The sequence below is a fragment of the Streptomyces sp. C1-1 genome (genome assembly GCF_050214755.1).
Classification (GTDB): domain Bacteria; phylum Actinomycetota; class Actinomycetes; order Streptomycetales; family Streptomycetaceae; genus Streptomyces.
Genome location: NZ_CP189826.1, coordinates 9,137,203 through 9,151,557, shown reverse-complemented (window position 1 = coordinate 9,151,557; position 14,355 = coordinate 9,137,203). Strand labels below are relative to the sequence as shown.

Sequence of the window (14,355 nt, the reverse complement as noted above, 5' to 3'; positions counted from 1 at the left end):
CCGTCGGCCGGGTGCCCGTCACACGGGCCGGGTCCGCCCTTCCCAGTACGGCTCCCGCAGCCGCCGTTTGTACAGCTTGCCGTTGGGGTCGCGGGGCATCTCGGTGATGAAGTCGACGCTCTTGGGCCGCTTGTAGCCGGCGAGCCGCTCGGCGCAGTGCTCGAGGATCGAGGCGGCCAGCGCGGGGCCCGGCTCGTGTCCCGGCGCCGGTTCGACGACCGCCTTGACCTCCTCGCCCCAGTCGTCGTGCGGGATGCCGAAGACGGCGGCGTCGGCGACGGCGGGGTGGGCCAGCAACGCGGACTCGATCTCTGCCGGGTAGATGTTGACTCCGCCCGAGATGATCATGTCGATCTTGCGGTCGCGGAGGAAGAGATAGCCGTCCTCGTCGAGGTAGCCGAGGTCGCCGACGGTGAAGTAGTCGCCGATGCGGCTCTTCTTCGTCTTGGCCTCGTCCTTGTGGTAGGCGAAGCCGCCGGTGTTCATCTTCATGTAGACGGTGCCCAGTTCGCCGGGCGGCAGCCGGTTGCCGTCCTCGTCGAAGACGGCGAGTTCGCTGATGGGCCAGGCCTTGCCGACGGTGCCGGGTTTCTTCAGCCAGTCCTCCGCGGTGGCGAAGGCGCCGCCGCCCTCGCTGGCCGCGTAGTACTCCTCGACCGAGTCGCCCCACCAGTCGATCATCGCCCGTTTCACATGGTCGGGGCAGGGGGCGGCGCCGTGGATGGCGTGCCGCATGGACGAGACGTCGTAGGAGCGCCGGACGTCCTCCGGCAGGGCCAGCAGCCGGTGGAACTGGGTCGGGACCATGTGGGTGTGGGTGCACTTGTGGGTGTCGATGAGGCGCAGCATCTCCTCGGGCGTCCACTTGTCCATCAGGACCAGTCGGTGGCCGATGTGCAGGGACGCGCCCGCGAACTGCAGGACGGCCGTGTGGTAGAGCGGCGAGCACACGAGGTGGACGTTGTCGTCGAACGGCTTGATGCCGAAGATGCCGAGGAAGCCGCCGAGATAGGCCTCCTCGGGTGCCCTGCCGGGCAGCGGACGGCGGATGCCGCGCGGGCGGCCGGTGGTGCCCGACGTGTAGTTCATGACCCAGCCGAGTTCGCGGTCGGCGGGCGCCGACTCCGGCTGTCCGTCGAGGAGTTCGGTGTACGGGCGGAAGCCCTCGACCTCGCCGACGGCGTAGCGGTGGGTGGCCGGCAGGCCGGCCTCGTCGGCGGCGTGCCGGGCGGGGCCGGCGAACCGTTCGTGGGCGATGAGCACCTTGGCGCCCGAGTCGGCCACGATCCAGCCGATCTCCGGGCCGACGAAGTGGTGGTTGACCGGCACGAGGTAGAGGCCGGCCTGGCTGGCGGCGAGGTAGGCGGTGAGGAACTCGACGCCGTTGGGCAGGACGACCGCGAAGGCGTCCCCGCGCGCGAGTCCCGCGGCGCGCAGGCCGTGCACGAGGCGGTTTGCGGCGGCGTGCAGACGTCCGGCGGTCCACTCCTCGCCGTCGGGGGCGATGAGGACCTTCCGGTCGGGATCGGCACCGGCCTGGGCCCAGAATCCGGCCGGGGGCGTACTCGTCGTGCTCGTCATTCACCGCTCCTTCCGGCGATGCGGTTGACGCGGTCGACGGCTTTCTCGAAGCCGCGGGTGAGGTCGTCGAAGACGGCCTGGACGCTGCGTTCGCTGGTCATACGGCCGACGATCTGGCCGACCGGCGTGCCGAGCAGTGGCTCGACCTCGTACTTCTGGATACGGGTGAGGGCGTCGGCGACCAGCAGGCCCTGCAGGGGCATGGGGAGGGTGCCGGGTCCGCTGGTGTCGTCCCAGGCGTCGGTCCACTCGGTACGGAGCTGGCGCGCGGGTTTCCCGGTCAGGGCGCGGGAGCGGACGGTGTCGCCGGAGCCGGCGGCCAGCAGTTTGCGGGTCACGGCGGGCGAGGAGAGGTCGGCCTCGGTGCAGGTCAGCCAGAGGGAGCCGAGCCACACCCCCTGGGCGCCGAGGGCGAGGGCGGCGGCCACCTGCTGTCCGCTGCCGATGCCGCCGGCGGCCAGGACCGGCAGCGGGTCCACGGCCTCGACGACCTCCGGGGTGAGCACCATGGAGGCGATCTCGCCGGTGTGGCCGCCCGCCTCGTAGCCCTGGGCGACGACGATGTCGATGCCGCCCTCCCTGTGCTTGAGGGCGTGCCGGGCGCTGCCCGCGAGGGCGGCGACCAGCACGTCGTGCTCGTGGGCGCGGGCGACCACGTCGACGGGCGGGGAGCCGAGGGCGTTGGCGAGCAGCCGTATCGGGTAGTCGAAGGCGACGTCGAGCTGGCTGCGGGCGACCTGTTCCATCCAGCCGGTGATGCGCCACCCGGAGGCCTCGCCCTCGGCGAGTTCGGGCACGCCGTACTTGGCGAGGGTGTCCTTGACGAACTGGCGGTGCCCCTCGGGGATCATCGCCTCGACGTCGGCCTCGGTGACGCCCTCCACCTTCTTGGCGGGCATGACGACGTCGAGGCCGTAGGGCTTGCCGTCGACGTGGGCCTCGACCCAGTCGAGGTCGCGCTTGAGGTCGTCGGGGGCGGTGTAGCGGACCGCGCCGAGCACTCCGAAGCCGCCGGCCCGGCTGATGGCCGCCGCGACGGCGGGGAACGGCGTGAAGCCGAAGATGGCGTGCTCGACTCCCAGTTTCTTGCTCAGCTCCGTCTGCATGGGCGCAGGATGCCGCAGTCCTCCGGACGACGGAAGGCCTTTTCTGATGCTCCGTCAGTTTTTCTGCCGGCACCGCGCCCTGTTGACACACCGCACCCCTGACACGAAAGTTTCAGTCCGCAAGGTGATCCCGGAAAGATACTTTCAGGCACGGGAGGCTCACCCATGACGGACGACGCGGCGGCCCGGCCGGGGCTGTCCCGGCGCCAACTGGCCCGAAGAACCCTCGCCCTGGGCGGCGCTCTGGCCTTCGCCCCGTTCCCCGCCGGCCCGGCGGCCGCGGCCGCCCCCGCCTCGGCCCACCCCACCCTGCGACACGGCTCGCCCGAACGCGCCGGCCTGCTGGCCGGGCATCTGCGCCAACTGGTCACGGACGCCGAGGCGTTCCTCGGCCCCTCCCCCAAGCACCCCTGGTACGCGGGCGCCGTCCTGCTGGCCGGCCGCGGCGGTACCGTGGCGCTGCACCGGCCCATCGGCATGGCGGTGCGCTACCGGTCGTACGACGAGAAGACCGACACGGGCGTCGAGTTCCCGGCCGAGCAGCAGATCCCGATGACCGAGGACACCGTCTTCGATCTCGCCTCCGTCTCCAAGCTCTTCACCTCCCTCCTGGCGGTACAGCGCATGGAAAGTGGCGAACTGGAACTGGAGGCGAAGGTCGCCTCGTACGTCCCCGAGTTCGGGGCCGCGGGCAAGCAGGACGTCAACGTCCGCCAGCTCCTCACCCACACCTCGGGTTTCCGTGACTGGATTCCCCTGTACAAGGCGCCGACGTACGACGCCAGGATTCAGCTCGTCTACGACCAGGCGCCGATCAACCCGCCCGGCACCAAGTACCTCTACTCGGACCTGAATCTGATCTCCCTCCAGCTGGTCCTGGAGAGGATCACGGGCCGCACCCTGGACGTCCTGCTGCGCGAGGACATCACCGGGCCGCTCGGCCTGGACCACACCCGCTACAACCCGCCCACCTCCTGGCGGCCGACGATCGCGGCCACGGAGGACGAGCGGGCGCCCTGGTCCGGGCTGGACCGCGGGCTCGTGTGGGGCGAGGTGCACGACGAGAACGCGTACAGCCTGGGCGGGGTCGCCGGCCACGCCGGGGTGTTCTCGTGCGCCTGGGACCTGGCGGTGCTCGGCCGGACACTGCTGAACGGCGGCGCCTACGGCCGCGCCCGCATCCTGCGTCCGGAGTCGGTGGAGCTGCTGTTCACCGACTTCAACACCGCCTTCCCCGGTCACGAGCACGGCCTCGGCTTCGAGCTCTACCAGCACTGGTACATGGGCGCGATGGCGACCCCGCGCACCGCCGGCCACACCGGCTTCACCGGCACCTCGCTGGTCCTGGACCCGACGACCGACTCCTTCCTCGTCGTGCTGGGCAACTCGGTCCATCCGGTGCGCAGTTGGCGCTCCGGTTCCGCTCCCCGGGTCGCCGCCGGCGACAACCTGGCGCGGGCCGTGCCCGTCCGCCCCGTGCGTGGACGTACCACGTGGTTCTCCGGCATGGCGAACTCCACGGCGGCCACGCTCACCCTGCCCGCGCTCGACACAAGGCCGGCCGGCGCGCGGCTCGGCGCCGCACTGTGGTGGGACACCGAACCGGACGCGGACACACTCGTGTTGGAGGCCACGGCGGACGGCGGCACCACCTGGCAACCCCTGCCGTTCACCACCGCCCGCCACGGCGAACAGCCGCGGGAGCACCCGTCGGGTTCGGTCACGGGCTGGTCGGGCCGCGTCTGGCACCGCCTGACGGCCGATCTTCCGGCCGCCGCTCAACTGGCCGTGCGCTGGCGGTACTCGACGGACAAGCTGTACGTGGGACGGGGTGCGTACGTCGACGCCATCCGGGTCCGGGCGGGCGGCGACGTGCTCTTCGACGAGGCACGCCCGGCCGACTCGGCACGGATCACGCCGGTGGGCTGGACCGCGTCGGCGGACTAGCGCCGTCGAAAAACCCTGATCTCCCACGCGCCCTGTTGGCTACTGTGCGGCGCATGAACCGACGGCGGCAGAAGAAGCTCACCGGCCGGCTCTTCGAGGCGATCCTCCAGAGCGACAGCGCCCGGGTGGGGGCGCTTCTGCGCGCCGGAGCCGATCCGCGACGGGCCGACCGCGAGGGCACCACCCCTCTCTACGAGGCCGCCGTCAACGGCGAGGCCGGGATCGTCCGTCTGCTCCTGGCGGCCGGCGCCCCGCCCGACGCCGAGAGCAGCGGGATCGGCGCGGAGGGCACCCCGCTGTGCGCCGCCGCGTGCTGGGGACACACCGAGGTGGTAAGGGAGTTGCTGGCACACGGCGCCGATCCGTCGCTGCGCGAGGACCACGGCACCGGCTGGTCCCCGCTGCGGTGGGCGGAGAACGGCCCGCACCCGGACACCGCCGAGCTCCTCACCGCGGCCGGTGCGGGCTGACCGGCCGGCGGCGGCGCAGCGACGCGTCCAGCAGCGCCGGCGGCGCGTCGAACTTCTCGTGCGCGGCGAGGTCGGTGCCGGGCGTGACGATCGCGTCGATCGCGTCGAGCACGTCGGCGGAGAGCACCGTGTCGGCCGCGGCGAGCTGGCTGCGCAGGTGGTCCAGGGTGCGCGGGCCGATGAGCGCGGAGGTGACGGCGGGATGTGCGGTCACGAACCCGAGGGCGAGCTGGATCAGGGTCAGGCCGGCCTCGTGGGCGACCTTGGCCAGCCGCTCGACGGCGTCGAGCCTGGCCCGGTTGTACGGCAGGCTCAGATCGAAGCGTTCCGGCATGAACGCCGAGCGGTTGGTGGTGACTTCACCGCCCTCGCGGATCGCGCCCGTCAGCCAGCCCGAGGCGAGCGGGCTCCACACCAGAACACCGATCCCGTACTCCTCGGCCACGGGCAGGACATGGGCCTCGACGCCGCGCTGCAGGATGGAGTAGCTGGGCTGTTCGGTGACGTAGCGGCCGAGGCGGTGCTCGCGGGCGGCCCACTGGGCCTGCACGATGCGATGGGCGGGGAAGGTCGAGGAGCCGAAGTAGCGGATCTTCCCGGCCCGTTGGAGGTCGGTGAGCGCCGACAGCGTCTCCTCGTCGCTGGTGGTCGGGTCCCAGCGGTGGATCTGGTAGAGGTCCACGTGGTCCACGCCGAGGCGGCGCAGGCTGTCGTCCAGCGCGGTGACGAGCCAGCGGCGTGAACTGCCGCGGTGGTTGCGCTCGTCGCCCATCGGCATGGTCGCCTTGGTGGCCAGCACGATGTCGTCGCGGCGGCCGGCGATGGCCTTGCCGACCATCTCCTCCGAGCCGCCTGCGCTGTACATGTCGGCGGTGTCGATGAGGTTGACGCCCGCCTCCAGGGCGGCGTCGACGACGGCGGTCGCCTCGTCCTGGGTGGTGTTCCCGATGGCGCCGAAGTTCATCGCGCCGAGCGCGAGCGTGCTGACCTGCACACCGGTGCGGCCCAAGGTGCGGTACTGCATGACAGTGTCTCCTCGTGGCATGGCTGGTTACCCGGTTCGCGCTCTGCCAGAATGGGCGAACCGGAACCTCGTTCCGGAACGACGATACGGAACCGTGTTCCGTTTTTGCAAGGCGATGGTGGAGGGAAGGACGCTGTGAAGGACGGCGACAGCGTTGAGGCGGGCGGGCGCGGTGCCCCGTCCCGGCGTAAGGACGCCCGGCGCAACAAGGAGACGCTGCTGGACGCGGCCGCCGCGGTCTTCGTCACCAAGGGCGTGGACGCGCCGGTGCGGGACATTGCGGCCGAGGCGGGTGTCGGGCTGGGCACGCTGTACCGCCACTTCCCCACCCGCGCGGACCTGATCATCGGCGTGTACCGGCACCAGGTCGAGGCCTGCGCCGAGGCGGGCCCGGCCCTCCTGGCGAGCAGCGCCGGCCCGTACACCGCGCTGGCACGCTGGATCGACCGGTTCGTCGACTTCCTGGTCACCAAGCACGGGCTGGCCGGTGTGCTGCAGTCCGACAGCGCGGGGTTCGAGACGCTGCACGCCTACTTCCTCGACCGCCTCGTGCCGGTCTGCGCGCAACTGCTGGCCGCCGCGGAGGCCGCCGACGAGATCCGCCCCGGCCTGACGGCCTACCAACTCATGCGCGGAGTGGGCAACCTGTGCGCCGGCGCGGAGAACGACCCCGCCTACGACGCACGCCGCCTGGTCGACCTCCTGGTCGCGGGACTGCGCCGACCGGCGGCCCGGCCGGATTCAGGCGCCGGCGAGTCGTAGAACTCCCCGGCCGAGGAGGTCACTCGCCGGTCGCCTCCAGTACCGCCATTGCCGCGTTGTGGCCCGGGACGCCGCTCACACCGCCGCCGCGGACCGCGCCCGCCCCGCACAGCAGGACGTTCTCCTGCGCGGTCTCAACGCCCCAGCGGCCGGTGCCTTCCTGGGTGTGCGGCCAGGCCAGGGCACGGTGGAAGATGTTGCCGCCGGGCAGGCGCAGGTCGCGCTCCAGGTCCAGGGGCGTCCTGGCCTCGATGCAGGGGCGGCCGTCCGCGTCGACGGCCAGGCAGTCGGCGAGCGGTTCGGCGAGGTGGGCGTCGAGCTGGGCGAGGGTCGACTTGAGGAGTTCCTCACGTACGGAGTCGTTGTCCCGCTCGAAGAGCCGGGCCGGTGTGTGCAGTCCGAAGAGGGTGAGCGTCTGATAGCCCTGCTCGACGAGGTCCGGGCCGAGGATCGTCGGGTCGGTCAGGGAGTGGCAGTAGATCTCCGAGGGCGGCGCGGCGGGCAGCCGGCCCGCGGCGGCCTGGGCGTGGGCGGCGGCGAGCTGCTCGTAGCCCTCGGCGATGTGGAAGGTGCCGGAGAACGCCTCGCGCGGGTCGACGGAGTCGTCGCGCAGCCTGGGCAGCCTCTTGAGCAGCATGTTCACCTTGAGCTGGGCGCCCTCGGCAGGGGCGGGCGGCACGTCGCCGGTCAGTTCGGCGAGGGCCTGCGGGGAGGCGTTGACCAGCACGTGCCGGGCGGCGGCGACGGCTTCGCCGTCCGCCGTACGGTACGTGACCTCGGCGGCTCGCCCGTCCGTGTCGATCCGCAGCGCCTCGTGCCCGGTGGCGATGACGGCGCCCGCCTCCCGGGCCGCCGTGGCCAGGGCGTCGGTCAGCGCGCCCATGCCGCCGACCGGGACGTCCCACGCGCCCGTGCCGCCGCCGATGACGTGGTAGAGGAAGCAGCGGTTCTGGGCCAGCGAGGGGTCGTGGGCGTCGGCGAAGGTGCCGATGAGGGCGTCGGTGAGGACCACCCCCCGCACGAGGTCGTCGGCGAAGCGGTCCTCGACGGCGACGCCGATCGGGTCCTCGAAGAGGGTGCGCCAGGCCTCCTCGTCGTCGATGCGGCGGCGCAGCTCCTCGCGGGTGGGCAGGGGCTCGGTGAGGGTCGGGAAGACGCGCTCGGCCACGCGGCCGGTCATGCCGTAGAAGCGCTGCCAGGCCTCGTACTCGTGGTCGGAGCCGGTGAGCCGGGCGAAGGCCTCCCGGGTGCGCCTCTCGCCGCCGCCGACCAGCAGTCCGGTGGCTCGGCCGTCGCGTTCCACGGGGGTGTACGACGAGATGGTGCGGGTGCGGACGCGGAAGTCGAGGCCGAGGTCGCGCACGATCTTCCTCGGCAGCAGGCTGACCAGGTACGAGTAGCGCGACAGCCGTGCGTCCACGCCGGCGAACGGCCGGGTGGAGACGGCTGCGCCGCCGGTGTGGCCGAGGCGCTCCAGCACCAGCACCGATCGCCCGGCCCGGGCCAGGTAGGCGGCGGCGACCAGGCCGTTGTGGCCGGCGCCGACGACGACGGCGTCGTAGCTGCGGTGTGCCTCGTGTGCGGTCATGGTTCTTGGTAACACGCGGTGATCCAGATCGGCCAGAGCGGGGCGGCGACGTGATCAGTGCTCGCCGGAGGCCCGCTGCCGCTGCCGCAGCACCGCGACCCTGCGGTACAGCTCGACGGCCTCCGCGCCGCGGCCGAGCTGCTCCAGGCAGTGGGCCTCGTCGTTGCGGCTGGCGAGGGTGTCGGGATGCTCGGCGCCCAGCACGCGCTCGCGGGCGGCGGCCACTCGCCGGTACTCGGTCAGGGCGTCGGCCCAGCGGCCCAGCCAGCCGAGACCGACGGCGACCTCGCGCCGGCTGACCAGGGTGTCGGGGTGCTCGGGCCCCAGCACCCGCTCGCGGATGGCGCACACGTCACGGGACTCGGCCAGCGCCTCCTCCCAGCGGCCCAGGCGGCCGAGGTTGACGCCGAGGCCGTGCCGGGCGCGCAGGGTCTCGGGATGGTTGGCTCCCTGGACCCGGGTGCGGTCGTCGATCAGGGCGCGGTACAGGGCCAGCGCGTCCTCGCTGCGGCCGAGGCGGCCGAGGCTGATGCCGACCTCGTAGCGGGCGGCGAGGGTGTCGGGGTGGTCGGGGCCCAGGGCGCGGGCGCGGGCCTCGGCGACCTCGTGGTAGGTCTGCAGCGCCTCCTGCCAGCGGCCCAGCTGGCCCAGCGCGTAGGCGACCTCGTACCGGGTGACCAGGGTGTCGGGGTGCTCGGGCCCCAGGACGCGGGCGCGGGCGGCGGCCACGTCCCGGGCCATCCGGTAGGAGTCCTCCGGGCGGCCGAGCCTGCTGAGGTTGAAGGCGAGGTTGTGACGGCAGCGCAGGGTGTCGGGGTGATCGGCGCCCATGCCCCGCTCGCGGGCGGCGAGCACGGCGTTGTACACCTGGTGCGCGTCGAAGTGGCGGCCCAACTGGCCCAGCACATAGGCCATTTCCTGGCGGGCGGCCAGCGTGTCGGGGTGGTCGGCGCCCAGGGCCCGCGTTCTCGCGGCGGCCACGAACTTGTACTCCCGCAGGGCGTCGGCCGCGTGGCCGGTGCGGCTGAGGGTCAAGGCGACCTCATAGCGGCTGGCGAGGGTGTCGGGGTGCTCGGGGCCGAGCAGCCGCGAGCGTTCGGCGGCCACCGCGCGGTGTACCTCCCCGGCCTCCGCCCAGCGGCCCGACCGGGCCAGGGCCAGCCCGGCGTTGTGCCGTCCGGCCAGGGCGGTGAGTGTCTGCGGTGAAGGCTCCGGCGCGGTCTCGCCGGGCTGCGCCGAGGCGGGGCGCGGGGTCCACTCGCCGGTCAGCCCGGCGCCGGTGTCCGGCGGGGTGGCGTCCGGGCCGGCGCCGGTGGCCTTGTGGCCCGTGGTCATGCCGTGCGTCCACGACGGCAGGCGGGGCGTGCCCGCGGGCCGCTGCCCGGGCGGGTGGAGGACCGGTTGCGGGGTCACGACGGTGGGCACGTACGCCGGTGCCGTACGCCCCAGACCGAGACGGCGGCCCAGCTCCCGGGCGTCCGGTGGGCGCTGTTCCGGCCGCTTGGCCAGGAGGTCCAGGATGATCCTCTCGAGATACTCGGGCAGCTCGGCGCGATGGCTGCGCGGCGGCCGGGGCGGGGTGTCGCGGTGACCGACGAGGATCGCCCAGGGGTCGTCGAGGTCGAAGGGCGGGACTCCGGTGGCGATCTCGTACAGGACGCAGCCCAGCGAGTACAGATCGCTGCGCTGGTCCACCTCGGAGCCGCCGATCTGCTCCGGGGACATGTAGTGCGGGGTGCCCATCGCTACGCCGGTGCCGGTCAGCCGGGAGGTGAAGCCGATGTCGTGGCCGAGGCGGGCGATGCCGAAGTCGCAGATCTTCACCGTGCCGTCGGTGAGCCGCACGATGTTGGCGGGTTTCAGGTCGCGGTGCACGATGCCCTGCTTGTGGGTGTAGGCGAGGGCGGAGGCGACCTGGTCGGCGATGTCGACGACGTCGGGGACGGGCAGCGGGTGGTGCTTGTTGTCCTCCAGCAGCTGACTGAGGTTGCGGCCCTCGAGCAGCTCCATCACCAGGAAGAGGATGCCGTCGGTCTCGCCGAAGTCGTGGACGACGGTCACCCCGCGGTGCTGGAGGGCGGCGGCCACCCGGGCCTCGCGGCGGAACCGCTCCCGCAGCACTCTGGTGAAGGCCTGGTCGTGGTGGGGGCCGAGGGGCTTGAGGCACTTCACGGCGACATGCCGGCCGAGCGACTCGTCCCTGGCCCGCCACACCTCGCCCATACCGCCCCGCCCGATCAGGTCGAGCAGCCGGTACCGGCCCTGGATCAGCCTGCTGTCCCCCATCGTCCGCGACCGCCCCCGTACCTCTTCGTCCCGCCCGCCCCTGGCTCGTCCAGTATGGCGACCTATCGTCCGAGTTTGTACGGTGCCGGGCGCGAGCCGGGGCCGAGCCGGGCCATCGCCCGCGGGATGTGCTTGGGCGGCAGTTGCCAGTGCACACGTGCGGGGACGCAGCGCAGCAGTTTGCCCGTGGCACGCAGTCGCAGGGTGACGGTCGCGGGTTTCGGTGCCGGTCTGCCGTACAGCTCGTGGGCGTACGGCGGCAGGGCGGCGTACGCCAGGTGTGCCACGCGCCGCCACAGCACCTCGCGCGCCGGGACCAGGAGGGGATGCGTCGGCGGGCGGAGCAGGAAGTCGTCCACCTCGCGTGCCTCGGGTCCGACGGCGAGTTCGGGGCGGATCTTGTCGAAGTAGGCGTTCATCTCCGCCTGGTTCGCGGGTACGGCGTCCGGGTCGAGGCCCACCAGCCGGGCGCTGACGCGGTGTTCGCCGATGTAGCGGTCGGCCTCGGCGTCGGTGAGGCGGAACCCGGAGCGGCGCAGGACCTGCAGATAGGAGTCGATCTCGGCGCAGTGCACCCACAGCAGCAGTTCGGGTTCGTCGACGCCGTACCGCTCCCCGGTGCCGGGGTCGACGGCCGACAGCATGCGGTGGATCTTGCGGACTCGGACGCCCGCCCGCTCGGCCGCCTCGGTGGTGCCGTAGGTCGTGGTGCCCACGAAGTCGGCGGTCCGCATCAGCCGCCCCCAGGCGTCCTTGCGGAAGTCGGAGTTCTGCATGACGCCGCGCACCGCGCGCGGATGCAGGGCCTGGAGGTAGAGCGCGCGGATGCCGGCGACCCACATCATCGGGTCGCCGTGCATCTGCCAGGTCACGGAGTTCGGTGTGAACAGCCCGGGATCACCCATGCCCGCAGGCTAACGCCGCACCCGCGGCATCCCCAGGCCGATCCAGGAGATGATCTCCCGCTGGATCTCGTTGTTGCCGCCGCCGAAGGTGAAGATGACCGCCGAGCGGTAGCCGCGTTCCAGTTCGCCGTGGATCACCGCGCCGGCGGAGCCCTCCTTCAGGGCGCCCGCCGCGGCGACGATCTCCATCAGCCAGGCGTAGGCGTCCCGGCGGGCCTCGGAGCCGTAGACCTTCACCGCGGAGGCGTCCTGCGGGGTGAGGGTGCCGTTCTGGACGGCGTGCACCATCTGCCAGTTGAGGAGTTTCATCGCGTCGAGCCGGGTGTGGGTCCGGGCCAGGAGGCGGCGCACCCAGGGCAGGTCGACGACGCGGCGGCCGTCGGCGAGTTTGGTCTCCATGGCCCAGCGCTGCACGTCGTGCAGGGCGCGGATGGCCATGGTGCCGTGGGCGGCCAGGGTGACGCGTTCGTGGTTGAGCTGGTTGGTGATCAGCCGCCAGCCCTCGTTCTCGGCGCCGACCCGGCGGGAGAGGGGGACGCGGACGTTCTCGTAGTAGCTGGCGGTGGTGTCGTGGGAGGCGAGGGTGGTGATGACGGTGCAGGAGTACCCGGGATCGGTGGTGGGGACGAGGAGCATGGTGATGCCCTTGTGGGGCGCGGCGTCCGGGTCGGTGCGGGTGGCGAGCCACACCCAGTCGGCGGTGTCGCCGTTGGTGGTCCAGATCTTCTGCCCATTGACGACGTACTCGTCGCCGTCGCGCACCGCGCGGGTCTTCAGCGACGCGAGGTCGGTTCCCGCGTCGGGCTCGCTGTAGCCGATGGCGAAGTCGATCTCGCCGGAGAGGATCCTGGGCAGGAAGTACGCCTTCTGCTCGTCCGTGCCGTACCGCATGATCGTGGGGCCGACGGTGTTGAGCGCCATGAGGGGCAGCGGGACGCCGGCCTGGGCGGCCTCGTCGAAGAAGATGAACTGCTCCATCGCCGTCAGACCGCGGCCGCCGTACTCCTCGGGCCAGCCCACGCCGAGCCAGCCGTCGGTGCCGAGGCGGCGGACGGTCTCGCGGTAGAAGCGTTTCTGCGCGGCCGGGTCGGCGTGGCGGGCGTAGGCGTTGTCCGGTACCAGCTCGGCGAAGTAGTCGCGCAGTTCGGCACGCAGCCGCTGCTGCTCGGGCGTGTATTCGAGGTGCACGGCGCCTCCAGGCATCCCAGGCCGGTCCTGACGGCGCACACCGTAGAACGTGTTCCAGTAATTGGGAATGGCGAAGGTGCCCGATGGTGCGGAATGAGCCGGGCGGAAGGTCAGTTCAGGGTGGCGAGGAAGTCCGTGCAGGCCTGCGCGCACTCCCGGCAGGCCTTCGCGCCGTCCTCGGTGCCCGCCAGCCGGTCGAAGGCGTGCGCGGCCTCCAGGCACACCGTGCGGCACCACTCCACCTGGATGCGGATGCCCGCCTCGTCCATGCGGTTCTGCTCGGAGAGCACACGACAGGTCGCGTCGCACACCTCCGCGCACATGATGCCCTTGCGTCGTACGAGTTCCTGCTCCTCCGTGCCGTCCGGGTCCACGAGGCTCGCGCGCAGCGCACACGCGCGTGCGCACTCCGTGCACGCCTGGGCGCACGCGAAGCGGTCCTCCAGGAACTGGAAGAGCTCCTGCTGGGTCGTTGTCGAAGTCACCCGGTTCGGGTAGCCGCGGCTCGCGCCGCCAAACACGGTGTCGCCGCGGGCCGTGCCGTTCGCGCCACCCACGGCGCCGGGCCGGTTCACGCCCCGGGCGCGGGGTACTCGCGGCCCATGAACAGCGCATCGATGGTCATCGCCGCAAGCAGCGCCTCCGCGATGGGCCTCATCGCGGCCGGTGTGGTTCTCGTGGCCCTGCTGCTGGGGGCCTTCCTGCTGGGCTCACGCATTCGGCGCCGGGAGCCCGGTCCGCCGAGCCCGGAGGACCAGCCCCGGCTGCCGGAGGGGGGTCCGGTCCGCGAGGTCCGGGAGGCCCGCGAGCCCGACGAGGTGCCCCGCTCCGACCAGCGGCTGACCCCGCACGAGCTGCCGGGGCACGGCAACTCCCCGACCCGGGCCGCCGCTTCGCAGGATCGGCCGCGCTGGACCGGGGGGAACAGCGGGTCGTTCGGCAGCGGGAGTTCGGGCGGCCACTGAGCCCGCGCCCTCCCACCGTCATCGCGAGAGGAAGCGAGAGCCATGACCGACTCCGCCCGCAACACCCTGCCGCTGCGCTGCTGACCTACGAACGCTCACACGCCGACCGGTCTACGGCGGCTCGTACCGGCCGCTGGACGGGGTGCGCATGTCGGAGGCGTACCGCTCCACCCTCGACATCGGTTTCGACGTGCGGGGCGGTCTGCCGATCCGCCAACTGCACCACTGGGCGGCGCTGGTGTTCGTGGCGGCGATCGCCGTGCACCTGCTGCGGGTCTTCTCCACGGGCGCGTTCCGCCGGCCCCGCGAGGTCAACTGGCTGATCGGCATGACCCTGTTCGTGCTGGCCCGGGCCGAAGCTTCGCCGGATACGGTCGTGAGGTCCGGATTGCCGATGACCTTGTGATCGGTCGTGGTCGCCCAACGCAGCAGCGCCCGCCCCAGGGACGAGCGCGTGCGCGGCCGCACCGGCGCCCGGCGCGGCCGCGCCGTCCTCCTGTCCACCGCCATGCGCCGACGGGCACCCGGGGACG

The 14,355-nt window shown here is 72.4% G+C and carries 12 protein-coding genes and 1 pseudogene; 5 read left to right on the top strand and 8 right to left on the bottom strand.

Translation table 11 applies throughout. The features are described 5' to 3' along the window. Positions 1-18: 18 nt before the first annotated feature. The gene (locus tag ACQF4J_RS41635) at positions 19-1,581 is read right to left on the bottom strand and encodes an acyl-CoA synthetase (protein ID WP_427168118.1); all 1,563 of its coding nucleotides are present in this window, start codon (positions 1,579-1,581) and stop codon (positions 19-21) included. Then, on the bottom strand, positions 1,578-2,687 hold the full coding sequence (locus tag ACQF4J_RS41630) for a nitronate monooxygenase (protein WP_351566864.1): 1,110 nt from the start codon (positions 2,685-2,687) through the stop codon (positions 1,578-1,580). Before ACQF4J_RS41630 ends, ACQF4J_RS41635 begins: the two co-directional genes overlap by 4 nt. Positions 2,688-2,852: 165 nt before the next feature. On the opposite strand from ACQF4J_RS41630, the gene ACQF4J_RS41625 reads away from it, so the two are divergent. Together ACQF4J_RS41625 and ACQF4J_RS41620 are read left to right on the top strand one after the other, a co-directional pair. Continuing rightward, the gene (locus ACQF4J_RS41625) at positions 2,853-4,634 is read left to right on the top strand and encodes a serine hydrolase (RefSeq protein ID WP_427168117.1); all 1,782 of its coding nucleotides are present in this window, start codon (positions 2,853-2,855) and stop codon (positions 4,632-4,634) included. A gap of 53 nt (positions 4,635-4,687) precedes the next feature. Next, a complete protein-coding gene (locus ACQF4J_RS41620) occupies positions 4,688-5,104 on the top strand; it encodes an ankyrin repeat domain-containing protein (protein ID WP_351804226.1) in 417 nt (138 codons plus the stop codon). Here the strand turns inward: ACQF4J_RS41620 and ACQF4J_RS41615 are convergent. After that, entirely contained in the window at positions 5,082-6,128 is a 1,047-nt protein-coding gene (locus ACQF4J_RS41615) for an aldo/keto reductase (protein WP_351804224.1), read from the bottom strand. The two genes, ACQF4J_RS41620 and ACQF4J_RS41615, sit on opposite strands and share 23 nt — an antisense overlap. A gap of 135 nt (positions 6,129-6,263) precedes the next feature. On the opposite strand from ACQF4J_RS41615, the gene ACQF4J_RS41610 reads away from it, so the two are divergent. Continuing rightward, positions 6,264-6,890, top strand: a complete 627-nt coding sequence (locus ACQF4J_RS41610) for a TetR/AcrR family transcriptional regulator (protein WP_351566876.1) — start codon at positions 6,264-6,266, stop codon at positions 6,888-6,890. A 19-nt stretch (positions 6,891-6,909) separates the two neighbouring features. Here ACQF4J_RS41610 and ACQF4J_RS41605 read toward each other — a convergent pair whose 3' ends face one another. From ACQF4J_RS41605 to ACQF4J_RS41585, 5 genes are all read right to left on the bottom strand, one after another. Beyond that, positions 6,910-8,478 carry a phytoene desaturase family protein gene (locus tag ACQF4J_RS41605; RefSeq protein WP_351566879.1) on the bottom strand — a complete coding sequence of 523 codons (1,569 nt, stop codon included), beginning with the start codon at positions 8,476-8,478 and terminating at the stop codon, positions 6,910-6,912. A 54-nt stretch (positions 8,479-8,532) separates the two neighbouring features. Then, positions 8,533-10,764 (bottom strand): serine/threonine-protein kinase, encoded by a 2,232-nt coding sequence (locus tag ACQF4J_RS41600; RefSeq protein ID WP_351804222.1) that lies wholly within the window; start codon positions 10,762-10,764, stop codon positions 8,533-8,535. A gap of 62 nt (positions 10,765-10,826) precedes the next feature. Then, positions 10,827-11,669, bottom strand: coding sequence for an oxygenase MpaB family protein (locus ACQF4J_RS41595; protein WP_351804220.1), 843 nt, complete (start codon positions 11,667-11,669; stop codon positions 10,827-10,829). A 9-nt stretch (positions 11,670-11,678) separates the two neighbouring features. Then, on the bottom strand, positions 11,679-12,857 hold the full coding sequence (locus tag ACQF4J_RS41590) for an acyl-CoA dehydrogenase family protein (protein ID WP_351566888.1): 1,179 nt from the start codon (positions 12,855-12,857) through the stop codon (positions 11,679-11,681). Between the two features lie 110 nt (positions 12,858-12,967). Next, entirely contained in the window at positions 12,968-13,342 is a 375-nt protein-coding gene (locus ACQF4J_RS41585; RefSeq protein WP_351566891.1) for a ferredoxin, read from the bottom strand. 117 nt (positions 13,343-13,459) lie between these two features. On the opposite strand from ACQF4J_RS41585, the gene ACQF4J_RS41580 reads away from it, so the two are divergent. Both ACQF4J_RS41580 and ACQF4J_RS41575 read left to right on the top strand, forming a co-directional pair. Then, positions 13,460-13,822, top strand: coding sequence for a DUF6479 family protein (locus tag ACQF4J_RS41580; protein WP_351566894.1), 363 nt, complete (start codon positions 13,460-13,462; stop codon positions 13,820-13,822). 109 nt (positions 13,823-13,931) lie between these two features. Beyond that, a pseudogene (locus tag ACQF4J_RS41575) lies at positions 13,932-14,239 on the top strand (cytochrome b N-terminal domain-containing protein); the annotation flags it as partial. Positions 14,240-14,355: the final 116 nt, after the last annotated feature.

Coding starts and splice junctions, on each gene's coding strand:
- ACQF4J_RS41635 (WP_427168118.1), bottom strand. CDS start 1,581: ATGACGAGCACGACGAGTACGCCCCCGGCCGGATTCTGGGCCCAGGCC.
- ACQF4J_RS41630 (WP_351566864.1), bottom strand. CDS start 2,687: ATGCAGACGGAGCTGAGCAAGAAACTGGGAGTCGAGCACGCCATCTTC.
- ACQF4J_RS41625 (WP_427168117.1), top strand. CDS start 2,853: ATGACGGACGACGCGGCGGCCCGGCCGGGGCTGTCCCGGCGCCAACTG.
- ACQF4J_RS41620 (WP_351804226.1), top strand. CDS start 4,688: ATGAACCGACGGCGGCAGAAGAAGCTCACCGGCCGGCTCTTCGAGGCG.
- ACQF4J_RS41615 (WP_351804224.1), bottom strand. CDS start 6,128: ATGCAGTACCGCACCTTGGGCCGCACCGGTGTGCAGGTCAGCACGCTC.
- ACQF4J_RS41605 (WP_351566879.1), bottom strand. CDS start 8,478: ATGACCGCACACGAGGCACACCGCAGCTACGACGCCGTCGTCGTCGGC.
- ACQF4J_RS41600 (WP_351804222.1), bottom strand. CDS start 10,764: ATGGGGGACAGCAGGCTGATCCAGGGCCGGTACCGGCTGCTCGACCTG.
- ACQF4J_RS41595 (WP_351804220.1), bottom strand. CDS start 11,669: ATGGGTGATCCCGGGCTGTTCACACCGAACTCCGTGACCTGGCAGATG.
- ACQF4J_RS41580 (WP_351566894.1), top strand. CDS start 13,460: ATGAACAGCGCATCGATGGTCATCGCCGCAAGCAGCGCCTCCGCGATG.